The sequence below is a fragment of the Spirosoma agri genome, from assembly GCF_010747415.1.
Classification (GTDB): Bacteria; Bacteroidota; Bacteroidia; order Cytophagales; family Spirosomataceae; genus Spirosoma; species Spirosoma agri.
The window spans coordinates 2,471,041-2,493,741 of sequence record NZ_JAAGNZ010000001.1; the positions used below are offsets into that span (position 1 = coordinate 2,471,041).

Genomic DNA, 22,701 nt, shown 5'->3' on the forward strand with positions numbered 1-22,701 from the left:
GAGTCAGTTATACAGATTTTTCATCTTCGGTTGATAGTGCACTAACACGTAACTCCGACAAGTCTTTTACAGGTGTTAATCCCCATTTTTTACCTTCTTCAATCAGAAGGGGAAACGCTTCGTCGAGGTTATTGGGTACGACGCCGTCCAGAATCGCTTCCCGAATGGCGGTTTTGATTTCACCAACTTCTTTGGATGGCGGGATGTTGAACGCTTCCATGATCAGCTCGCCCGTGATGACCGGCTGAAAACTGCGCAGTTTGTCGCGCTCTTCCAAGTCAAGGAGTTTGCGCTCAACCCGGTCGAAGTTGCGCAGGTGTTTCTGTACCTTCTCGTAATTTTTCGAGGTGATGTCCGCGCGGCAAAGCGCCATAAGTCCGTCAAGGTCGTTGCCTGCATCGAACAGAAGCCTGCGCAATGCTGAGTCGGTGATCTGTTCTTTGGTGAGCGCGATAGGGCGCAGATGAAGCCGAACCAGCTTTTGAACGAAACGCATGTGTTCATTAAGCGGCAATTTCATCGTCCGGAAAATACCCGGAACCCAGCGGGCTCCCATATCTTCATGACCGTGAAAGGTCCAGCCCACCTTAGCATCGAAGCGTTTCGTCGCTGGTTTCGCGATGTCATGCAGCAGGGCCGCCCAGCGGAGCCAAAGCTCGTTGTCGCTCAAGATGGGTGACTTATCGGTCCGGTTGGCAATGTTATCGAGGACTTGCAGCGTATGGTAAAAATTATCCTTATGCCCTTTGCCCTCAATCGTTTCAACACCTTTGAGCGCGATCAGTTCCGGGAAGATACGATCCAGTAAGCCAGCGTGGTACAAAAGTTTGAACCCGTAGGACGGTGTTGGGGCCAGCACGATTTTGTTCAGCTCATCGGTTACCCGCTCGCGCGATACGATATTGATCCGCTCGTTCATGCGCACGATGGAATCGAACGTGTCGGGTTCAATGTCGAAGTTGAGCTGAGCGGCAAACCGGATAGCCCGCATCATGCGCAACGGATCATCGGAAAACGTGATGTCGGGGTCGAGCGGGGTGCGAATAAGCTTGCGTTTGAGGTCTTTCAGGCCGTCGAACGGATCGATAAGCTCGCCAAAATCGGGGGCATTCAGACTAATGCCCATCGCGTTGATGGTGAAGTCACGCCGGTTCTGATCATCTTCGAGGGTGCCATCTTCGACAATCGGTTTCCGCGATTCGCTACGGTACGATTCTTTGCGAGCGCCAACGAACTCGACTTCCCAATCGGTACCACTGGCGCGGTTCGGATCATGCGTTGTCCGTAGCATCGCCGTGCCAAAACTAGGGAAAACCGATACGTTCGTTTGAAGCGTTTTCCCAACGGCTTCTGCCAGTGTTATCCCACTGCCAACACAGACCACATCAATATCTTTCGAGGGCCTTTGTAGCACTAAGTCACGTACGAACCCACCGATCACATAAGCCTGCACACTGAGCTTGTCGGCCTCGCGGGCGATACTGTCAAATATTGGGTTTTCATGTAATGTGTCGCTGAAATTCATTGTTTTGGTAGTTGGTGTTCAGGATACGGCTCTAAGCTGGACGACCGTAGCAATGGCACCGGAACGGTATGCTGAAACCAGCCCTATTTTCGTATAAAACTCACCTCGCCACCAACGCCTAGTCGCATGAGGCGCGTTTTTCGGGGCATGGCAGGTAAGGTGCCAAATCGTTCTTTAGTAAGGGCTGCTGCCTGAGCTGGGAGGGTCAGCGATTCAAACGGAATCGTCAACAATCCCCGACCGAACCCACCAATGAGTCGCTGGATGTCGGCATTCAGGGTACGCCGAACGGCAATTTCGCCCGTCAACAGAGGGGGAGTTGCCAGTGGCCACAACCGTGTCGATACATTCTTGCCCTGATCGTAAATCACCGTCAGTGGAATTTCGGAGAATTCGACCAGATCATACGCGATGTCAGCCAGTTTAGCCACATATAACCCCAACTGATCGGCATTCTGAATGACAACAGTGGGTGACAGCTCGGCAGGCATGACTGTCCGGAGCGTGAGCAGCTGCTCAACGGCGGAATCATTGGTCGGATCGGCGGCTACAGACCAGCCCGTTTCGTCGGCGAGTGCAATGAGCTGGCCCTGCCGGATTTGGTAAGCGATATCGCGGATGTTTGTGGTCATGACGAATTAACCCGCAAAAATACGCCAAGTTTATAAATACCGCGTCACGAACTTTTCAGGAGTCGTCAAGGAGCTGGTTTTGCCAGTTGAAAAACCGCACCGACGCGTCAGCTTGTTCGCTAGTCCGTGAACTGAAAATTTGCCATTTCAGGCTATCGGAGAGCCAGTTCGGAGCGATTCAGGTAAGACCGTTTGACCTGCCACTGCCAGACCGGACCATCGTTCGGGTCATCGAACGCGTCATTAAATACCATACCACATTTTTCCAGGACACGTACCGAAGCGCTCATTTCGGCGAGCGTATGGGCTTTTACGAGGGTTACGTCGGGATGCTCAAAAGCCCGGTCGATAAGCCCTCGGGCCGTTTCCGTCGCTAAACCCTGGCCCCGGTAGTCCGGATAAATCTCGTACCCGATCTCAACCATTCCGTTCTCATCCGGCTTGCCCTTATAACCGCCGACCCCAATCAAGGCGTTATCGGCCCGGTGAATGAAAAAATAAAGCCACCATGGTCCTTCGCTCGGGTCCACTTCCAGTTTTGCTCGCGTGTAATCAAAGATGTCCATACCGAACTCGCTCAGCACATCGGGCACGCGGATAGACAGGTGCTGGCTGAGTTCGGGAGGACCCACAAAAAGAGCTTCGTAAATCGGAAGATCAATAGGCACTAACTGCAAACGGGCTGTACGAACGGGCGACATCATGTGAACAAAAAACAATGTTAACGGGCAGCCGGCAGCTAATGGTTAGTTAGCTGTCGGCTGTTTCGGCTTTATTTCTCTGTGCCCGTCGTCAGCATGTTTGCCGGTTGATACTTATACCAGTATTCGATCAGATCAGCGACAAGCCCTGTCCAGCCGGTTTGGTGGTTAGCACCGAGGCCCGCTCCATTATCGCCGTGGAAGTATTCATAGAATAAATACAGCCCCTGAAAATTCTTGTCATGCTGCATTTTCTCGTCGAAGCCATAGGCCGGAATCCGACCGTCGGCACCGCGTCGGAAAATGTTGATAAGCCGCTCGGCAACCTGAACCGTAGCGTCCTTCACGCTCATGACCTGGCCTGAATTGGTTGGGTATTCTACTTCGAAATCATCACCGTAGTATTGGTAAAACTTCAGTAGGGAATCGATAAGCAGGAAATTAACCGGAAACCAGATGGGCCCGCGCCAGTTGGAATTTCCACCAAACATACTCATCTCGGATTCGGCGGGTACATAGCGTACCTGAAAAATCTCGCTGTTCAGCTCGAACTGGTAAGGCGTTTGCTCGTGGTATTTCGAGAGGGCGCGGATACCGTAATCGGACAGGAATTCGGTTTCGTCGAACATCCGTTTCAGGATCATTTTCATCCGGTGCCCACGCAGCAAACTGAGCAGGTGGGTTTCTCCCTTACCCGGTTCGTGCCAGCGCGAGATGAGCGACGCCAGATCAGGACGGTTCGTCAGTACCCACTCGACCCGGCGTTTGAAATCGGGTAATCTCGACAGTAAGTCTTCGTCCAGAATCTCGACGGCAAACAACGGAATCAAGCCAACCATCGACCGGATCTTGAGCAATCGCGCGTTCTGATCGGGCGTGTGGAGCACATCGTAGTAGAACTGATCGACCTCATCCCACAGACTGATGTTCTGCTTGCCGAGGTTATTCATGGCCGACGCGATATGCAGGAAGTGCTCGAAAAATTTACTGGCCATGTCCTGATAAGACGGACGGGTCAGCGAAATCTCACAGGCAATCCGCAGCATGTTGAGCGTATACATGGCCATCCAGCCCGTGCCGTCTGCCTGCTCGATCCGGCCACCCATCGGCAACGGCTGCGACCGGTCAAATACACCGATGTTGTCGAGACCCAGGAAGCCACCGCCAAAAATGTTATTGCCCGATACGTCTTTCCGGTTGACCCACCACGTAAAATTCAGCAGTAGCTTGTGAAAAGCCCGCTCCAGAAAAGCCACATCGCCGACTCCGTTCAGATCGCGGTCAATTTCGTATACTTTCCAGGTGGCCCAGGCATGGACGGGAGGATTAACATCGCTGAAATTCCATTCATAGGCCGGAATCTGACCATTCGGGTGCATGTAATATTCCCGCAGAATAACGGCCAGCTGCCGCTTGGCAAAGTGCGGATCGAGTCGGGCGAGTGTCAGTGTGTGGAAGGCCAAGTCCCAGGCCGCAAACCAGGGGTATTCCCATTTGTCGGGCATTGACAGGATGTTGGCCGTGTACATATGCCGCCAGTTTTCATTACGGGCATACACCCGCCCCTGGAAAGGCACCGGCATCTTCGGGTCGCCCTTGAGCCACTCGTTGACGTTGTAATAATAGAACTGCTTGTTCCAGAGCATACCCGCGTAGGCCTGCCGCTGGATGGCGAGCAGCTCCGGATCGGTCACGTTCTTTTGCAGATCCGCAAAGAAAGCATCGGCTTCGTCGAGCCGTTTATTCCAGATCTCATCAAAATCACCGAAGGGCTGACTTAACAGCGTCTGGTCACTGAACCGAAGGCGAATGGTAACGCTACCGCCTGCCGGAACCTGCCGGACATATTGAGCCGACGCTTTTGTGCCAATCTGGTTTGGATTGATAAAGCTTTTTTTGCCCCCCGATATGATGAAGTTGTTAATGGCATCTTTCGGGTATTTTGCCACGTTCGGACGGCCATAGAGCCGATCCGTGTTGGTATCGTTGTCGCAGAACAGCAGCGCATCGGCGTCTTCGCAATAGAGCTTGTACTTGCCTAACTGCTTGTGGTTGACCTCGATCTGTTTGTTGCCAATACCGTTCAGCATCGGTCGGGCGTTGTACTGTTCATAGCCCCAGGCCCAGGTATTCCGAAACCACAGGGTAGGCAGGATCGTCAGCGGGGCTACCTCCGCCGACCGGTTATGGACCGTTATTTTGGCCAGCCAATCGTTCTGATCGCTCTTGGCGTATTCGATGAAGATGTCGAAGTATTCGTCGTTATCGAAAATGCCCGTGTCCAGCAGCTCAAATTCCGGTTCCTGACGCCCCCGACGCGATGTTTCGATTACGAGCCGGTTGTACGGAAATTCCTGCTGAGGATATTTGTAAAGCATTTTCATGTACGAATGCGTCGGCGTACTATCCAGATAATAGTACAGTTCCTTCACATCCTCGCCATGATTACCTTCGGGTCCTGACAGGCCGAAAAGCCGCTCTTTGATGATGTTGTCCTTGTGGTTCCAGAAACCAAGCGCGAAGCAGATATGTCCTTTGTTGTCAGAAATACCACCAATTCCCTCTTCGCCCCAGCGGTAAGCGCGGGAGCGGGCCATATCATGTGTGACGTAGTTCCAGGCATCACCGTACGGGCTATAATCCTCACGGACACTACCCCAGGCGCGTTCAGACAAGTAAGGACCCCACTTCTTCCAGCCTTTATTGTCGGCTCGCTCGTAAATTCGTTCGCGTTCTGCTGTTGGCATTTTATTGTACGGTAGGGTAGATAATACTATACCAATTGGTTGTATTCAAAAATAAAGCCAGACCGATGTTGTTGAGTCCGGAAAATGATAATAAAAGCTTTTATTCTTAACTCGTTGATTAGAAGCTATGTTCTGGAAGTTATCGTTGCCTATCCTTTAGACTGACAATTCGGAAACCGGTCTCTTTATTTTTTGACCGCAGCCAGCACCCGCTTGATCAATTCGTTTGGATTGCCATTGTGCCACCGCCAGACGATAACGATATCATGTTCCGGGTCTACCCAGATGGTGTTCGACCCCGCGCCGATAGCCGCAAAACTGGTAGTAGGTGCATCAGGCCAGGCTTTCTTCCCCGTTTGACTTGTTCCTGTGTTGAGCCACCAAAGGTAGCCATAGTCTGGACCAAACGGGCTTGGCGTTGTTGCCTGTTTTACCCAGGCGGGCGAAACCAGCTGACGATCTTCCCAGCGCCCCTGCCGCAGAAAAAGAAGGCCGAACCGGGCTTCGTCGCGGGCGTTGATCCACAACCCTCCGCCCCAGCGCGTGCCCCCGCTAACGGACGGCATGGATTTGCCGTCGATATCAGCAACGGCATTCGGGTAGGTCACGTACCGCCACGAGTTCGATGCGCCGATTGGGTTCATAATCTCGTCGCGCACAACATTAGGCAGCGGTTTCTTCCACAGGCGAAGCAGCGAGAGCGCCATGCGATTGATGCGAACGTCGTTGTACTCGTAGTAGGTGCCGGGTTTCTGAAGCGTACGGGGCTTGCGTTCGCCTTTCCCAAAGGCTTCCTTACCAACAAAATCACTGTTCTTACCCCACAGCGTTCCTTCCCATTCGCTGGTTTGCTGAAGGTGGTTTTCCCAGGTAATGTTCTTGTTTTGTTCCGAGTCGTAGCCACCGTCGTGGATGAGTTTAGCAACCGGGTCATGAACATCGGCAATCATACCACGCTCAACCGTGATGCCTGCTACTGTAGATAATACGCTTTTCGCCACACTATAGGTCGGATCAGGTTGTTGCGTGTCGCCCCATTCGGCCACGATATAGCCATGTCGTAACACAATGCCGTTCGTGGCCGCTCGACTGCCCGGCATCGGCCCAAGCAGTTTACCAAAGATCGCTTCCTGCGTGGAAAAATTCGGCGTCATCTGGGTTGTTTCCTGTGTTTTGGCAAACGCCACCGCCTGTTCCAGCAAAGCCGCATCCATACCCGCTTTTTCGGGAGAAAGGTGTGTCCAGTTGTTGCCTTTTGGCGGGAAATAGACGCTCGATGTCGAAGGCTGGCGATGGCAGGCCATCAACGTAACCAGCGCGAACGCGAAAAGAGGAAGTTTTCGAAAACGAGGAGAAGTCATGCGTTAGTCTGAGTGAACGCTTGCTGGTATAGCTACCAGCCGAGGGAATTAAGTCCCGAAGTTAGCCGATTTGAGGAAAATCCAGCTATTCAAGACGTGAGAACGGGAAGCTTCTTTATCAACTCCAATCCAGTCTTTGGTATCTTATTTTTTTAACGGAAGATTAACCGATAGTGTACTCCTTTTGGAGCCCGCTGCTGTTATGGATACGAACGATAAACGACACTCGATTCGGTACAGATCAGTCTTGATAGACAACGGATCGGAGTCGGTAAATGTCGTTGAGAAAGATAAAAAAGCGTAACCAAGTTATCAACCATGAGAGCGTTCAGTCAACTTGTTTCGACCAAAACCCTGCTCTTTGCAGCGGGTCTGCTGGTCGTGGGATGGCAATCCGCCAGTGCTCAAACTACAGAAACCGATCAGCAACCTGCTGTCGGTATGGATCAATCGATTGTGTCTGGTATTGCACCGTATCGCGATGATGTTCGCCGGTCTATTTTACTGGTTAGTGAACAACCGCAGGTATTGGCCAGTCTGGCACAACAGCGCGCATCAAGTCAGCAGGCCTTCACGAACCAGATCCAGTCCTACGGGCAGACCAAACAGGGCTGGTTTTATGACCTATCCCGGTATCCGGATGTGGTACACGCGCTGGCGACCTTACCAATGGGTTCCAGCGAATCGACCGTGAACCAGCTCACCAAAGCAATGCCTGCCGAGTTGCAGCAATCGGCCTGGAAAGTATACCGCCATCATTACGGTGATCTGGTGCAGGTCGATAACCTGAATCAGCAGGCACAACAGGCGTTTGATGCCCTCATTGAACCGCTGGATGTGACGACCCAGCGTGCGTTTCGTGAACTGATCGACATGCCGGATGTGTTGACGCAACTTACCGATCAGATCGACAAAACGGCGCGGCTGGGCGAAGCGTACCGGGCCAATCCGGATCAGGTTATGAACGAGTTGACGGCCCTGCACGATAGCTTAACGGTTCAGAATCAGCAGGAACTGGCCGATTACCAGAATCAGTTGAAAAACGATCCGCAGGCTACTCAGGAATTGCAGCAGGCTGGACAGGCCTATGCGAAGGCGAATGGCTACACGGGCGGTATCAATCCTAATCCGGCGTGGGTAAACAGCACGGCCTATTATCAGAATCCGTACCCATTCTGGTTTGGCTATCCCTACTGGTATACATCACCCATGTGGTATCCATCGGCGTGGTGGTACGGAACGGGTTTCTACTACGGACTTGGTGGTAATATGGTCGTCTTTGGGTTGCCTTCGTTAGGGTTTTCAAACTGGTTCTTTGGTCGGGGGAATATCGCGTATCCGCACCTGTACAACCGATTTAATACCTACTACAGTCATAACATTGGCGAACATCGAATCTGGACTGCTGGAAACGCGGGTTTTATGTCCGCTGCGCATCGGGCTTTTGGTCCCCCAACTGGAAACGCCCGGGCCAACTGGTTAACGAATGCTGGTCAATACAATCGTCCCCGGACCTGGACCAATATGAGCCGTGGCACGATCGGTGGTGGCTATCAAAACGCTAATGCGGGTAGCTATCATGCCCAAAGTTGGGGTGGTGCCCGTTCGTTCAGTGGTGGTGGCTTTGGCGGAGGAGGCTTCCACGGTGGCGGTGGTTTTCACGGTGGTGGCCGCCGGTAAGCAGGGAGCTCTGGTGTAAGTAAAATGAGCGCCAAATCTTCGGGATTTGGCGCTCGTTCGTCGGAGTAAATGTTGCTGGCGTTGATCTGAGAACGAAAACAGACATATGCCGTATCTTCAAGATACGGCATATGTCTGTTTTCGTTACCGTTCCAGCTTAAAGCCTTCATCTACTCGAACCCGTTGTGGTCGGTTGGCGATATCCCAGCCAGTCAGGTAGATCCATTTGGCGATGCGGGTCACCTTGGCCGTATTGATGCGGTCGGGTTCATCTTTGGGTGTGTGGTAATCGGGGTGGAGCAGCGTCGTAAACGCAATGGCTGGCACGTTGGCCCGCGCGTAGGGAAGGTGATCGCTCCGGAAATACCAGCCTTCCGGATGTTCAGGTTTGTCCCACAGCGTATCCAGTTTGAAATGAGCGTCGGACTGATTGACCGCCAGAGCGGCATTGACCAGATCGGTCGAGTTCCGGTGTGGTGGCTGCTGCCCCAGAATAGCCGCACTATCGGGCGCGTTACGACCAATCATCTCGGCGTTTAGCACTGCTACGATTGAGCCCTTGGGCACGGTTGGATGCTCCACATAATAGCGTGATCCGAGCAGCCCCCGTTCTTCGGCGCCGTGAAACACGATCAACGCCGACCGTTTCCCTGGTTGTTTGGCAAAGGCGCGGCCAATGGCCATGGTAGCTACGCACCCACTGGCGTTATCGTCGGCACCGTTCCAGATCGAATCACCCGCTACCGCCCGACGTACGCCATCGTGGTCCTGGTGAGTGCTGAACAGCACATACTCATCTTTGAGCTTGGGATCGGTGCCCGGCACTTTGGCAACAATATTAACCGACGGGTAATTGAAACTCTCGACGTTAACGACGTTTGTAAACTGCTGATTCGGCTGTTTGATCCAGTCCAGCGCACTGGCCGGAAGCCATACGGTGGGAGCCTGTGAGAAAACGCGGGTATTCGGTCCGCCCGGCAGATCATAGCGGCCACGCTCAAGGCCCGTTGTCCAGCGATCGAAATAGAACTGTGCCTCTTTATCGGAAACCCAGATCACGGCCAACGCACCAGCTTTAACCAGTTCTGCCGCCCGGCGGTTCATCGTACCGAACAAAAACCGGCGATAGCTCAACTCTGCCGGGGCCGAGCCCGAAAACTCGATGGCTACCGCTTTTCCTTTTACGTCTACGTTAGCCATTTCTGCGGGCGACCCTTTGCCGACGAACACCAGTGGCGCATCGACCGACGCAATGGCGGGAGCCAGAATGAACGCATCCTGACCGTGGACGAGCTGGTGCGAGCCGATGGTCAACCGGCTGGTTTCGGTTATGCGCGTGCGCTGAATGTGGAAGAACTGAAAAAACGTACCGTCGTCGCCTGCGGGTTGTAGCCCCATTGCCCGAAGCTGATCGGCGATCCAGACGGATGCTTTCAACTCATCGAGTGAGCCCCCTTCACGACCCCGAAAATGATCGCCCGCCAGTGCAAAAAGATCGCGTTTTATGTCGCTTTCGTTGATGGCCGACACCGCATTGGTGGATTTAGCCTTTGACTGAGCATACCCAATCGTAGGTGATGCGAGTACAAACAAGGTTGCGACACTGGCCATAACCCGTTGAATCTGCCTGAAATTCAGATAAATCATTGTTTCGTTATACGTTGATGATTGGGTGAAAACAAATTTACGTAGAGACGCAATACCTTGCGTCTCCTGTGCGTCAGCAATTCGCAAGAATCGTTTGGTTGGAACCGATTGTAATATGTAAAAACCATCCGTGTGTAGAGACCGGACCGGCAAGGTATTACGTTTCTACACACGGAAATCGCTATCTTGGTTGCTATGAAGCAGCTCTTCCTCGTTTTGTTCCTGTTTGTTGGTCGTTTATCCGAACAATCTCTTTCGGCCCAGTCCACAAAAGTGGCACCTGATTCTGTCGCTCGCTTCGACGGGTACGTTCAACAAGCCGTGCGTGACTGGAAAGTGCCGGGGCTTACGGTGACGGTGGTTAAAGACGGTCGGGTCGTGTTCAAAAAGGGATATGGTGTTCGCGAAGTGGGGACTGCACCAAGCGAACCGGTCAATACGCAGACGCTTTTCGCTATGGCATCGACCACGAAAGCGATGACAGCGGCTTGCCTGGGTATGCTCGTCGATGAGGGCAAGCTCAACTGGGACGATCCGGTAACAGAATACCTGCCCGATTTTCAACTATATGATCCGGCGGTCACCCGTGAGTTGCGGGTACGTGACTTGCTGATTCACAATACGGGTGTCGGTAATACCGATTTTCTGTGGGCTGGCATGCAGATTCCATCTGACGAAATTCTTCACCGGTTGCGGCTCATAAAACCCGTTTACTCGTTTCGGTCGAGTTTTATCTACCAGAATATTATGTATCTGGCCGCCGGGAAGGTGATCGCAAGTGTGAGTGGAATGCCGTGGGAAACATTCATCCGCAAACGCATTTTTGAGCCATTGAACATGCGCCGGACGCAGGCTCTGTTTCGGGAGGTGACTGATGCTAACCGGGCCAAACCGCACCTTGAACTGAACGATACGGTTCGCCTGGTCAACAGCCGGCTTGAAGAAGGATTAGTCGATGCCATAGGGCCCGCCGGGTCGGTGTGGACATGCTCCGACGACGTAGCCAACTGGATGCAATGCATGCTCGACAGTGGCCGTTTTGCCGGAAAAACGCTGCTCAAGCCAGCCACGTGGGCAGAGCTGTTCAAGCCACAGACATTCGTTACGGACAGCCAGTTTTACCCGACCCAACAACTGACGAAACCGGTCTGGAAAACCTACGGCTTGGGCTGGTTTCAGCAGGATTATCGAGGACACCGGATCAATTTTCATACGGGAAGTCTCACTGGTATGACTGCCATACACGGACAGCTCCCCGACCAGAAACTGGCTGTCTATGTCCAGGCCAATCTGGATCATGCCGAACTGCGCCACGCGATCATGCTCCGGGCTTTCGACGAATTTGGGCTGGGGTCGCCCCGCGATTGGAGTGCCGAATTCCTTAAACTGTACGGCGGTATCAAACAAAAAGAGCAACTGGCCGGACGCAGAGCCGACAGCATGCGGGTGCTGCATACAAAACCATCGTTACCACTAACAGCCTATGTAGGCACTTACACCAGTCCGCTTTACGGACAGACCGAGGTGACAATCCGACAGACTACCCTGTACGTGTCATTCAATAAAGTAATGACGGGTAAGCTCGACCACTGGCATTTCGATACGTTTCGCCTAACGTATGATCAATTCTGGAATGGTACTGACCCGGTAAGCTTTACGGTAGATACGCAGGGTAAGGTAGACAAACTGCTCTGGAACGGGGCTGAGCTGGAAAAGGTGTCGGATGCATCGGGGAAATCCGTTGTGGGGGGAAAGTAGTTAGTTCGCCGTATACCAGAACCGCAGCTGCAAACTACACCGCTGACGGGTCCGGAAAGGTGGCTAGTAGCGATCAGGCGAATTGACCAGGCACGTATATCGGTTTAATCTCGTTCCTTTTGTATATTTGATGGAGTAAATTGAACTGAATACGAACCTGCTGTGGAAAGACGTAGTGCGCTTAAATCGATGGCTATGGCGGCTGGTGGTCTCATCAGCCTACCTGCCTGGGCCAGTAACTGGACTGCCGAAACAGTCGGGTTGACTCATAACTATCTCTCGTCCAGCCAGGACGAACTGCTCGCCAATATTGCCGAAACCATTATTCCGGCGACCGACACGCCGAGCGCGAAGGAGCTGAAGGTGCATCAACTGATCCAGAAAATTGTCGCGGATTGCTACGATAAACCCGCACAGGAACTGTTTCGCAATGGACTCGATGCCGTAGACGCGCAAGCGCAGAAAACCTTTGGCAAACCATTTCGTGAAGGGGATGTTGCCCAGCGTACGGCCCTACTGACGCAGTTTTCGCAGTCAGCGGAGCCAGCTCAGAAGGAGTTCTATTCGCTGGTAAAAGGGCTTACCATTCGGGGGTATCTAAACTCTGAATACGTCATGACCAATCTGACGCATTACCAGATGGTTCCCGGTTACTATCATGGCTGCGTGCCCGTTGTTGCCAAAGCCGTTTCTCCAACTAAATAACGGGGTCCGGGACGTTAGCCAGCGGACGTGCGAATCGTCAATGGCCAGCGTTCAACAGTCCCTTTCGATTATCCTTTCAATATGGCAAATCTGAATATTGACGCCAACGCACAAAATACCTACGATGCGATCGTAATCGGTTCCGGTATCAGTGGCGGCTGGGCAGCTAAAGAATTAACCGGTAAAGGCTTACGCACGCTCGTTCTGGAACGGGGTCGCGATGTCCGGCACGTGACGGATTACCCAACGACAATGATGCAGCCCTGGGAGTTTGATCACCGGGGACAGCTCACCAAAGAAGTCAAAGATGCTAACCCGATTATCAGTAAGTGCTACGCTTTTTACGAAGGGTCACAGCAGTTTTTCGTGAAAGACGCCGAGCATCCGTACATCCAGGAAAAACCGTTTGACTGGATACGGGGGTATCAAGTTGGTGGTAAATCGCTGATGTGGGCGCGGCAGACGCAACGGTGGAGCGACTTCGATTTTACCGGTCCCGCCCGTGATGGATTCGCTGTTGACTGGCCGATCCGGTATGCTGATCTGGCTCCCTGGTATAGCTACGTGGAGCGGTTTGCCGGTATTACGGGCAACAAAGATGGTCTGGATACGCTGCCCGATGGTGAGTTTTTGCCTCCGCACGAATGGAACTGCGTGGAGAAACACTTTCAGAAACAGGTAGCCAGTAAATATAAAGATCGGCATGTGATTATGGGCCGGGCGGCTCACATTACCAAGCCACAACCGGTTCACCTCCAGCAGGGTCGGGGCCAATGCCAGCACCGGACTATTTGTGAGCGGGGGTGTCCATACGGGGGTTATTTCAGCAGCAATTCCTCGACAATTCCCTGGGCGGCTAAAACGGGCAAAATGACCCTGCGTCCTGATTCGGTCGTGCACTCGATCATCTACGACGAGAAACTGGGTCGGGCAACGGGCGTTCGAATCATCGATGCGAACACGAAGCAAATGAAAGAATACTACGCCCGCATCATCTTCCTGAACGCGGCTGCGCTGAATTCAAATCTGGTCTTGTTAAACTCGACCTCGAATCGTTTTCCAAACGGATTGGGTAACGATAGTGGCGTGTTGGGTAAATATGTTGCCTTCCACAATTACCGGGCGGGTATTTCAGCCCAGTACGATGGTAACCTTGACTCGACCACGGACGGTCGCCGTCCGAACAGTCCCTATATTCCCCGTTTCCGGAACGTACACAAGCAGGAAACGGATTTTCTGCGGGGCTATGCCGCTGGTTTCTCGGCCGGTCGCTCGTCGCGTTCCAATCAGGAGGGCATTGGGGCCGATCTGAAGCAGAACTTGTTGAATCCGGAGTTAGGCGGCTGGTATGTTGGTTCGCACATGATGGGCGAGACCATTCCAAAAGAAACGAACTACGTTGCCCTCGATAAAGCGCAGAAAGATCCGTTTGGCATTCCGCAGTTGAAAATCTCGATTGCTTACGATGACAACGATGAAAAAATGATCAAAGATTATCAGGAGCAAATGACCGAGATGTTCACCGCGGCCGGGTTCACTAACATCCGCGTGCGTGATGACCACCGGAATCCAGGTCTGGATATCCACGAAATGGGTGGCGTTCGAATGGGCAAAGATTCGAAAACGTCGATGCTCAACAAGTGGAACCAGCTCCATGCCGTCAAAAACGTGTTCGTAACCGACGGGTCAAGTATGACCTCAACATCGACCCAAAACCCATCACTCACCTACATGGCCATGAGCGCCCGTTCGGTCGATTACGCCGTAAAAGCGATGAAGAAGGGTTTGGTATAAGTGACTTAGTTTTTTAATGGTAAAGAAGCCGTTCACGAGAGTGAGCGGCTTTTTGCTGTTACTACAAAGTGATTATGCCTGTAAGCATATTGGCCAAGTCAAGTGGGATCTTGGCCCAGCTGTGGCTACAAATCAGAATTGGAAATAGATAAACTGATTGGAGGAGAAGACACCGAACAGATAGGTCACGAACGTGATCAGGACAAAAATTACCCCGAACCGGACGGTATTTCGCGTTGGAATGTAGAGGTAGAAATATTCTTTGACCAGCAGAAAGACAATCAGAAACAGACTGAACCACATCTCAGTGGCGTTCATCGGGCTATCGATGTGATCGCTGGGGGAGAGCGTGGCAATTCGTTGCAGAATCAGGAACGCATCACCCACACTTCTGGCCCGGAAGAACACCCACGTCAGCATGATCAGCACAAAGGTGGTCAGCACATTAAACACAATCCGCACCGGCGACCGGTTTGCCTGGGGTTCGCTGGCGGGTGAGGTTACCTGTCGGGGTGGAGTCGAGCTGAATCCCAGGCGGGCCAGTAGCTTATCACGCAGCACGGCCAGCACCTGATAAAATCCATTCAGACCACCCCAGATGACATACGTCCAGTTGGGGCCGTGCCAGAGACCACTAGCCAGGAAAACAATCAGCATGTTAACGTATTGCCGGAACTCACCCTTGCGGTTTCCACCGAGCGGAATGTACAGATAATCCCGGAACCAGGTCGACAGGGAGATGTGCCAGCGACGCCAGAACTCCGAGACGGATTGCGCAATGTAGGGTGTTCGGAAATTTTCCATCAGATCGAATCCCATTACCCGCGCGGCCCCGATGGCAATGTCGGAGTAGCCCGAAAAGTCACAGTAGATCTGAATCGTATAAAAGAACGTAGCTGCCAGCAACGTGAGACCATTGTGTTCAGCCGGATTGCCATACGCGTGATCGACGAGCATCGCCAGCCGGTCGGCAATGACCAGTTTCTTGAACAGGCCGAACGCCATTTGCATCAGCCCGGCCTTTACGTTCTCGGCATCATAAGGAAACTGTTTGTGAAACTGCCATAGTACGTTTTGCGGACGTTCGATCGGTCCAGCTACCAACTGTGGGTAGAACATCACGTAAAGCGCATAGATGCCGAAATGCCGTTCTGCCTTTTGATTACCCCGATACACTTCGATCGTGTAGCTCATGGCCTGAAACGTATGGAAGGACAAGCCAACGGGCAGAATACTCATGTTGTCTTTAAACGACGAAATGCCATTTTCGCCGAACAAATGCAACACCTTCACGAAGACCCGATTGCCGATCGAAAAGACGCCGTTGGCAATGGCGGGCATATGCAGATGCTCAAAGAGCAGCGATAAATTCTCCGTAAAAAAACCAAGGTATTTAAAAAAAGCAAGAATGCCGACATTCGTTACCAACGACACAATGAGCAGCCATTTTCGGGTTTGACCCCGTGTTTTTTCGATCCAGATACCGGCAATATAGTCGATTACGATGGTCAGCAGCAGAATAACAATATACGCTGGCCGGAACACCATGTAGAAGTAGCAACTGGCTACCAGCAACAGGATCCAGCGCCCCTGCCACTTTAAGCTGAAGTAGCTAAGCGTAACGACAATAAAAAACAGTAAAAACTGGAGCGAGTTAAACAGCATAGGATTCTGCCTGCACAACCGGCTTGGGTCGGCGCAGTGCGTTCATGGCCTGAATGGCGTAATAGATAAATCCAATCAATATCAGAATTTCAATACTGTATTCCAGCGCAGCCGTGGGCGTACCAAGGGCGGACAGCCGATCGTAATAGGGCTCCCCGAGTCGCCACCACAACGACGGATGAATAGCCGCCAGAATGGTAAAGCCAATCAGCGCAACACAAAATCCTGTCCGCCGGAAATCAAGCAGGGTAAAGACCAGCGGGAGCATGAACAGGTAAGCGTAGTTGCTGATGGCGTTTTGCTGTACCACGCTCATGACACTGTAGGTCAGGATGTAAAGAAATGGTAAATAGTCCTGATAACGCCAGTTGCTACGCGTCGTATGAATGCGCCAGACACCGGCTAACATAACCAGCATCGTGACCAATAATCCGCCCCATTTCCAGACATTCACTGCCGAGCGCATCCCATCGGTCAGGAACGGATTAAGAATTGACCGCCAGTTGGGGGCTTTCAGATAGTCGCCCTCATGCGATTGCTGCTCGATGAATAACGGAAAGCCAGCTTTCCAATACACGAAAAGTATGACGGGGATACCCACCGCCAAGAGTCCGGTCGTAAACCAGACAGCGAACCGCACGTTCCGCAAGCTCAGGAGCCAGATGGGAATAAGCAGTAAGATGAATACCGCTTTTGTCGCTACCATGCCCAGACCCAACACCAGCCCAGCCGCAAAGGGCCGCGAATTCATTAACGGAATAGCCAGTAAGACGAACAACCAAAGAATAACATCTTCCTGTCCGCTAAAAACGCACATCACAAAGGGTAATGGCAAGGCGTAATAGAATACTCCCCGGAACAGTCGTTCGCCCAGTGATTCTTGCGTCTGGTAGTACCTAAACGTTAACCGGACGGCGAGCCCTTCAACGACCATCATGGCCAGCACGACCATGCGCATATCGCTCCACAAACTCAGAAAGGGTGCGATCCAATAGCCAAACAGGGGTGAGTAGCAGCTGTATACGTCGCGGTAGGGGACGCCACCTTCCAACGCCGACATGCCGATTGGAAAGTAGAACGTGGCTACATCGGACTGAGGCCGGTAGTCAAGTACGACGTAGGTAATCAGAAAAGGAACCAGTCGAAATACAAGCCAGCAAACGTCGAGAGCCCACGTTCCAGTGCGTTGCAACGTACTGGTAATCGTGGATCGCTGCCAGAGTATCCCGAGCAAAAAGAGCCCCAGGGCAACGGAAACCGCCGTTTTGATATAGACAATACTCATAACCTTTGTGAACGATCAGTAAACGCGCTCGACCCGTTCGACAAAATCGTTGAACTGCCGGGCGGGGATGAACTGCGGCTGTATCCGATACGAAAGAACGATGAATACCAGCAGCAGTGAAATCAGGAAAGCCTGTAAAATAACGATCAGGAACGAGAAGATCAGGTAACTCGTCCAGCCGGGTATGGATGTATTGGTGAAAAATTTCAGGTACAGCAAAATACTGATGCCAACGATGGAAGCCGCGACCATCATAACGCAAAACAGGGCCAGCCGTACGGCGGTTGTGTCGATGAGGACAGATACCGCACTTAACCCATGCAGCACCAGCGAGACAAAATTCATCTTCGATTCACCGGCCAGCCGACGCCCCCGCTCCAGCGGTACCGCCGTGTAGGGCAACCGGGATCGGATGACACCGCCTGGATAATTGTTCCAGATTTCGGATACGTGAGCGAGCTTTCGCAACTGACTGGCCGGTATCAGACTGAAATTGCCGAAGGTAATAACCTTGCCCGTCAGCAGCTGAAACACCGATTTGTAGATGGTATAAAACACCCGGAAGGTCAGGCTTTCGTGGCGCTTGGCGCGATGGGCGAAAACAACGTGTCCCGGTTTGTCGAGCCCACGTTGAACCAAATGGACGATATCTTCGGGCCGATCTTCCCCGTCTGAATCCATTACGATGGTAGGATATTGATCGGTCTGATCGGCCAGATAGGCCAGTCCCAAGGCGATGGCTTTCTGATGACCAACATTCCGGAACAGGCGCAGTATGGACAACGATTTTCCGATTCCTGCGGGCAGGGTCTCGTAGTTTATGGCCGAGCAATCATCAACGATCAAAAACGCCAACCGGTTGCGTAGGGGTTCATCGACAACTGACCGAATGCGTTCCAGAAGAAGACCTACTGCCAGCCAGTCATTGAAAAGCGGGATAACGACATTGATTCGGTCAGGCAGTGAATGGGTAGTATTGTCCAACGTAGTGGGTGGTTTGAACGGCAAAAATAGCCTTTTATCCTAAAAAACTGCCTGATGACTTAGCGTATAGCCTAATCGGTACCGTTTTGCTCCGGAATGATGCCGTTGCTAGGGCACGTTAATGTACTGGTTACCAAACTGAACCACACCCTGATCGGGTCGGGTTCTGAACAAGCCAATCCGGTAGCGACCCGGTTGCATCATATCGATGGGTAAGGCAGCCGAAAAGCCCGGCGTCACACGCCAGAATGCATAGGTTACGGGCCGGTTTTTAGGCGCGAACAGGAGATACGTGTATCGGTCGGACTTCATTACCAGATAGATTCCTGTAGACAGCCCGACCTCGTAGTTCGCTTCATTGCCATCGACAATAACGTAATCGGATCGTTGCTCGATGCGCAGCGGTATCGTCGATGCGGTCGTGCTGACCGGAGCCGTCAAGAGTCGTTCGTCGGGCGTGATGGCCGGATCGGGCAGGTGATACCAGTTCCGGGTGCGCATCATAGCGGTCAGGTTCGAAATGTAGCGTGCCAGTTCGGTATTGCGGCTGCCACCAAGACCAATCTCCGAATGAAGCTGGTTGTAGGCCAATCCCTGCATCTGCTTTCGGCGTTCGACCGCGTGGGGCAGGTAGGTGACATAGGAGAAGAGATTCAGCCCCAGGAACAGAAACCAGACAGCGGGCCAAACACGAACGCGCATCGACTCCGACAGCCGACTGAACAGCAAGACACTGGTAACGGACCACAGAGCCAGTGCATAAATGCGGTAGGGAATATGAAGGGCCATCCCGAAATAGAACCGCAGCCGGAAGAATGCGATCAGGGCAATATTGGCCAGCAGGAACAGCAGACAGCCCAGAATGAATACCTCAAAAAAAGAGCTGTTCTTCTTCGACCGGAACAATGTCGTGAACAGCCAGTAGACAAGACCAATCATTAAGATCAGGCCAGCCAGAAACGGCAGATAGAAGCGAAACTTTTCGGGTAGGGAGGGAAATACGTCAAATACGCTGCCTGCGAAAATCAGAAAGCCCGCAATTGTCTGGAGCGGATGCTGGATCACGTACGCAAACCCCTCGTCGTTGCCCTGTTGAACGGGATACCCCAGAAAATAGAGATACGCGCTAATGGCCCCAAAGCCGATCCAAACGCCCAGTCCCAACCACCGGCGTTGGCTGAACAGCATAACGGCTCCGGCGGGCCAGAGTAACAACCCATTGCCCATACTAAACGTACTCAGTAATCCTAGCCCTAACGCGATAGCCAGGTAAAGCGGTCGATCGGTAGCCAGCACGAAGAGCGTCAGCATCACCAAGGTTATAATGGCCAGATACTGCAACGAGAAAATGGCCGTAAACGTCATGATGTAACTCTGCGCCGTGAAGAGCAGTAGCGGCACGGGCAGCAGACCCACCAGCGCTTTTTCGGACAGGCGTTCCTGCTGACGAAGTGCGCGGAAAAGTAGAAAGAACATCAACACCAGCCCGGCATTGCCCCACAGCATCAGGTTGGCAAAGTTGAGTCCTCCGGTTAGGAAATACTGTCCCAGCACGATCAGTCGGGCATAAACGACCCGGTGTTCATTGTTCGGCCGTACCAAAGCGGCAAACGCTTCGCCAGCCGAGGGCGCATTGAGAAACCGATCCAGAAAATACGGGATATTCTCGAAATCGTCGAACCAGGGAATGTTATACCGGAGAACGAAAAAGTAAATGAAAAAACCGGCGATGGGCAGCAACAAAAGGGCAATCGTCAACCGGGGTGATGCCAGCAGTCGGTAAAGCTGAGTCATAGGAGGCAATTGATTCGCTTAATGAGCGGTTGGGGCCGGACTGTCCTTCAGCACAATCGTTTTCTTATGATAGTAGTCGGCCCAACAACGATTCCAGAGGTGGTTAGGATCGCTCTTGACATCCTCCATAAAGAGGGAAGCCGGGTAAACCGACAACGGCGAAACCCGCGCTGTATCATCGCCCACCTGTGCCATCTGGTTGTACCGTTCCTGCATCGCCTGATCGTACTGAGCCGCCCGTCCACTGATCCAGTCGCCGTACGCCATCGGCAGAACGGGTCCTGTGCCAATCGCGACGGCTACCCACAGGAGGGCTACGATCGTGATTGGTCTGGCAAAACGTTGCCACGATTCAGGTTGCGGACGAAAAACAACGACTAGTAGCGTCAAATTATAGCCCCAGCTAAGCCAGAATACCAGATTGATCAGGTTGACCAACCGATAAGCGGGCGCAACACCAACCGCATAAAAATGCAGCGAGATCAGTATCAGAACGGTTACGGCACCGTGCAGCAGCGCCAGCAGCGGATGAATGCGTAGATACGTGGGTAAGGGTCGATTGGCCGTTAGTCGGTACGCAACGGGAACGTATAGCAGTGAGAGCGGCAGTAAGGGCGTCAGGAAAATCTGTCGGGCTACGTAACCAACGGCAAACTGAAGCGACGACAGGAGAGTCAGCGGAATGTCCCGGCTGTTGGGATTCGAACCCATCCGAATGGCATTACCGGGGGCCGAAATCAGGTAGTAACAACCGATTGCGCCTACAACCAACAAAATCAGCGTAGCAATCGATAAGCGACGACGCAGGACGAGTTCGCCGAACGCGATCATCCCCAGTACCGACATGACCATCACCATGCTCGTTTCGCTCGATCCGATAATGCCCAGAATCAGTAAACTCTCGAGCAGTAGATGACCCGGTTCAAAACCAAAACCGCGTCGCTGATGCGCCAGCAGCACCGCTAACAGAAACAACAGAAAAACGCTGGACAGGCTGTAGCAGGCCATACCGGCATACCAGTACAGATATTCCGATAAGCTGGTCAGCGTGGCTACGAAGCCGACAAAAAGGCCGGCGGCAAACGCCAGTTTGGTATTGAAAACGAATGCGTTGTAGAGCCACTGACTCGCAAACGCATAAAAGCTGAGGGCCAGCAAGCTTAGCAGAACAATGGGGTAAATTTTATAGCCTTCGTACCAGCCGAACGTGAGCGGACTGCCATGAACGAGGAAGTTGTGAAAAAAGCGACCACTCCAGCCATCATAATAGATTTGCTGCGACTGCCAGAAGCCGTACCGCATCGACGTGTTGGCAAAGCAATAATCGTCGGTAGGAGATGGGTGATTATAAAACGATAAGACGACCAGGGGTAACGCAACGGCAAACGAAAACAGGAGAAGTAACGGAGTGACAGAACGCGCTGATGGCGAATAAGTAGTCATGAACGGGCTGTTAAAGCGATGTTGGCAGTTGAGGTTTTACTTTCTTTTGGCGATTGTTCCAAAGGGGATAAGCGACCACCGCTGCGAGAATGACGAGTGTACCCAGATAGAAACCAGCGGTCATTCGTTCGGAGTTGCCGAAAATAAAGACCGCCAGTAAAATCCCGTACACCGGCTCCAAATTTACGGTTAATACGGCCATGTACGCCGAAAATTTTCGTAACAGGCGCACCCCGACCGTGTAGGCATAGACCGTACAGACGAGCGCCAGCACCAGTAACCACAGCCATTGTAAGGGTGTTTGGGGTAAGTACTGACTCGCTGGATTGGCTTGGTGTGGGTCTATTGTTTGGGCCGCAACCCATAAACCAAGGGCGGCAACCGAAGCCCCGGCCATTTCGTAAAACGAGATGACCAGCGCATCGTACCGCTGCGTAAACCGACTGTTGATGATCGTGAACAGCGAGGAAAGCATAGCGGCCAGCATCGCCACGACCAGCCCAAGTACCTTATCAAACTCGAACTGAAAAATCAGGTACAGACCCGCCATTACGACCCCTCCCAGCACAACCTCGATCAGTTGAATGCGCCGACGGTAGATCAACGGTTCCAGCAAACTGGCCCACAGCGAACTGGTTGCCATACCGGCCAGACAAACCGATACGTTCGACAGGCGGGCAGCCGCAAAGAACAAGACCCAGTGCAAACCGATCAGTCCACCAGTAGCCAGCAAGCGCCACCGATCTGATGAGGAAACGTGTAAATTCTGCTTTCGAATCGTTAGCACGACGCCCAGCCCAAGTACCGCCAGCACGGTTCGGAACAGGACAACGGCCGACGAGTCGAGGGGTTCCAGAAGTTTACCCAAAATAGCGGTAAACCCCCAGATTAGAACGATGAAGTGTAACTGTAAATAATCAGTAAAAACTGGCTTTTGCGACATGCTGTAACGCGGATCCAGACCCGCGCTTGCTTGAGAT

General features: G+C 52.5%; 16 protein-coding genes. 4 read left to right on the plus strand and 12 right to left on the minus strand.

The genetic code is table 11. The features are described from left to right. Positions 1 to 7: 7 nt before the first annotated feature. The 5 genes from GK091_RS10200 to GK091_RS10220 form a co-directional block, all read right to left on the minus strand. Positions 8 to 1,525, minus strand: coding sequence for a CCA tRNA nucleotidyltransferase (locus GK091_RS10200; protein ID WP_164036974.1), 1,518 nt, complete (start codon positions 1,523 to 1,525; stop codon positions 8 to 10). An 83-nt stretch (positions 1,526 to 1,608) separates the two neighbouring features. Continuing rightward, the gene (locus GK091_RS10205) at positions 1,609 to 2,157 is read right to left on the minus strand and encodes an L-threonylcarbamoyladenylate synthase (RefSeq protein ID WP_164036976.1); all 549 of its coding nucleotides are present in this window, start codon (positions 2,155 to 2,157) and stop codon (positions 1,609 to 1,611) included. 152 nt (positions 2,158 to 2,309) lie between these two features. Continuing rightward, entirely contained in the window at positions 2,310 to 2,861 is a 552-nt protein-coding gene (locus GK091_RS10210; RefSeq protein WP_164036977.1) for a GNAT family N-acetyltransferase, read from the minus strand. A gap of 68 nt (positions 2,862 to 2,929) precedes the next feature. Next, positions 2,930 to 5,605, minus strand: coding sequence for an MGH1-like glycoside hydrolase domain-containing protein (locus tag GK091_RS10215; protein ID WP_164036979.1), 2,676 nt, complete (start codon positions 5,603 to 5,605; stop codon positions 2,930 to 2,932). A 185-nt stretch (positions 5,606 to 5,790) separates the two neighbouring features. Then, positions 5,791 to 6,966: a serine hydrolase domain-containing protein gene (locus GK091_RS10220; RefSeq protein ID WP_164036981.1), complete on the minus strand. Its 1,176-nt coding sequence runs from the start codon at positions 6,964 to 6,966 to the stop codon at positions 5,791 to 5,793. Positions 6,967 to 7,284: 318 nt separating this feature from the next. Here GK091_RS10220 and GK091_RS10225 point away from each other — a divergent pair, with 318 nt between their 5' ends. Then, positions 7,285 to 8,646, plus strand: a complete 1,362-nt coding sequence (locus GK091_RS10225) for a DUF3300 domain-containing protein (protein WP_164036983.1) — start codon at positions 7,285 to 7,287, stop codon at positions 8,644 to 8,646. 144 nt (positions 8,647 to 8,790) lie between these two features. Here GK091_RS10225 and GK091_RS10230 read toward each other — a convergent pair whose 3' ends face one another. Next, on the minus strand, positions 8,791 to 10,293 hold the full coding sequence (locus GK091_RS10230) for a M28 family peptidase (protein ID WP_164036985.1): 1,503 nt from the start codon (positions 10,291 to 10,293) through the stop codon (positions 8,791 to 8,793). A 195-nt stretch (positions 10,294 to 10,488) separates the two neighbouring features. Between GK091_RS10230 and GK091_RS10235 the strand changes: the two genes are divergently transcribed. The 3 genes from GK091_RS10235 to GK091_RS10245 all read left to right on the plus strand — a co-directional run bounded on the left by GK091_RS10235 (position 10,489) and on the right by GK091_RS10245 (position 14,550). Then, on the plus strand, positions 10,489 to 12,051 hold the full coding sequence (locus tag GK091_RS10235; RefSeq protein WP_164036986.1) for a serine hydrolase: 1,563 nt from the start codon (positions 10,489 to 10,491) through the stop codon (positions 12,049 to 12,051). Positions 12,052 to 12,240: 189 nt separating this feature from the next. After that, a complete protein-coding gene (locus GK091_RS10240; RefSeq protein WP_164040698.1) occupies positions 12,241 to 12,756 on the plus strand; it encodes a gluconate 2-dehydrogenase subunit 3 family protein in 516 nt (171 codons plus the stop codon). Between the two features lie 81 nt (positions 12,757 to 12,837). Continuing rightward, positions 12,838 to 14,550 (plus strand): GMC oxidoreductase, encoded by a 1,713-nt coding sequence (locus GK091_RS10245; protein WP_164036989.1) that lies wholly within the window; start codon positions 12,838 to 12,840, stop codon positions 14,548 to 14,550. Between the two features lie 132 nt (positions 14,551 to 14,682). On the opposite strand, the gene GK091_RS10250 is transcribed toward GK091_RS10245, so the two are convergent. From GK091_RS10250 to GK091_RS10275, 6 genes are all read right to left on the minus strand, one after another. Beyond that, a complete protein-coding gene (locus GK091_RS10250; RefSeq protein WP_164036992.1) occupies positions 14,683 to 16,215 on the minus strand; it encodes an MBOAT family O-acyltransferase in 1,533 nt (510 codons plus the stop codon). After that, complete coding sequence (locus GK091_RS10255; RefSeq protein ID WP_164036994.1) at positions 16,205 to 17,500, minus strand: hypothetical protein; 1,296 nt, start codon at positions 17,498 to 17,500, stop codon at positions 16,205 to 16,207. Before GK091_RS10255 ends, GK091_RS10250 begins: the two co-directional genes overlap by 11 nt. Positions 17,501 to 17,515: 15 nt before the next feature. Further along, entirely contained in the window at positions 17,516 to 18,484 is a 969-nt protein-coding gene (locus GK091_RS10260) for a glycosyltransferase (RefSeq protein ID WP_212592951.1), read from the minus strand. A 108-nt stretch (positions 18,485 to 18,592) separates the two neighbouring features. Further along, positions 18,593 to 20,278: a hypothetical protein gene (locus tag GK091_RS10265; RefSeq protein WP_164036997.1), complete on the minus strand. Its 1,686-nt coding sequence runs from the start codon at positions 20,276 to 20,278 to the stop codon at positions 18,593 to 18,595. Between the two features lie 18 nt (positions 20,279 to 20,296). Next, positions 20,297 to 21,721: a DUF6056 family protein gene (locus GK091_RS10270; RefSeq protein WP_164036999.1), complete on the minus strand. Its 1,425-nt coding sequence runs from the start codon at positions 21,719 to 21,721 to the stop codon at positions 20,297 to 20,299. 10 nt (positions 21,722 to 21,731) lie between these two features. Next, positions 21,732 to 22,664, minus strand: coding sequence for a DMT family transporter (locus GK091_RS10275; RefSeq protein WP_164037001.1), 933 nt, complete (start codon positions 22,662 to 22,664; stop codon positions 21,732 to 21,734). Positions 22,665 to 22,701: the final 37 nt, after the last annotated feature.

Excerpts from the sequence above, each read along its gene's own strand:
- GK091_RS10275 (WP_164037001.1), bottom strand. The coding sequence starts at position 22,664 with ATGTCGCAAAAGCCAGTTTTTACTGATTATTTACAGTTACACTTCATC.
- GK091_RS10245 (WP_164036989.1), top strand. The coding sequence starts at position 12,838 with ATGGCAAATCTGAATATTGACGCCAACGCACAAAATACCTACGATGCG.
- GK091_RS10235 (WP_164036986.1), top strand. The coding sequence starts at position 10,489 with ATGAAGCAGCTCTTCCTCGTTTTGTTCCTGTTTGTTGGTCGTTTATCC.
- GK091_RS10225 (WP_164036983.1), top strand. The coding sequence starts at position 7,285 with ATGAGAGCGTTCAGTCAACTTGTTTCGACCAAAACCCTGCTCTTTGCA.
- GK091_RS10240 (WP_164040698.1), top strand. The coding sequence starts at position 12,241 with ATGGCTATGGCGGCTGGTGGTCTCATCAGCCTACCTGCCTGGGCCAGT.
- GK091_RS10205 (WP_164036976.1), bottom strand. The coding sequence starts at position 2,157 with ATGACCACAAACATCCGCGATATCGCTTACCAAATCCGGCAGGGCCAG.
- GK091_RS10230 (WP_164036985.1), bottom strand. The coding sequence starts at position 10,293 with ATGATTTATCTGAATTTCAGGCAGATTCAACGGGTTATGGCCAGTGTC.
- GK091_RS10220 (WP_164036981.1), bottom strand. The coding sequence starts at position 6,966 with ATGACTTCTCCTCGTTTTCGAAAACTTCCTCTTTTCGCGTTCGCGCTG.
- GK091_RS10215 (WP_164036979.1), bottom strand. The coding sequence starts at position 5,605 with ATGCCAACAGCAGAACGCGAACGAATTTACGAGCGAGCCGACAATAAA.
- GK091_RS10200 (WP_164036974.1), bottom strand. The coding sequence starts at position 1,525 with ATGAATTTCAGCGACACATTACATGAAAACCCAATATTTGACAGTATC.
- GK091_RS10250 (WP_164036992.1), bottom strand. The coding sequence starts at position 16,215 with ATGCTGTTTAACTCGCTCCAGTTTTTACTGTTTTTTATTGTCGTTACG.
- GK091_RS10210 (WP_164036977.1), bottom strand. The coding sequence starts at position 2,861 with ATGATGTCGCCCGTTCGTACAGCCCGTTTGCAGTTAGTGCCTATTGAT.
- GK091_RS10255 (WP_164036994.1), bottom strand. The coding sequence starts at position 17,500 with ATGAGTATTGTCTATATCAAAACGGCGGTTTCCGTTGCCCTGGGGCTC.
- GK091_RS10270 (WP_164036999.1), bottom strand. The coding sequence starts at position 21,721 with ATGACTACTTATTCGCCATCAGCGCGTTCTGTCACTCCGTTACTTCTC.
- GK091_RS10265 (WP_164036997.1), bottom strand. The coding sequence starts at position 20,278 with ATGACTCAGCTTTACCGACTGCTGGCATCACCCCGGTTGACGATTGCC.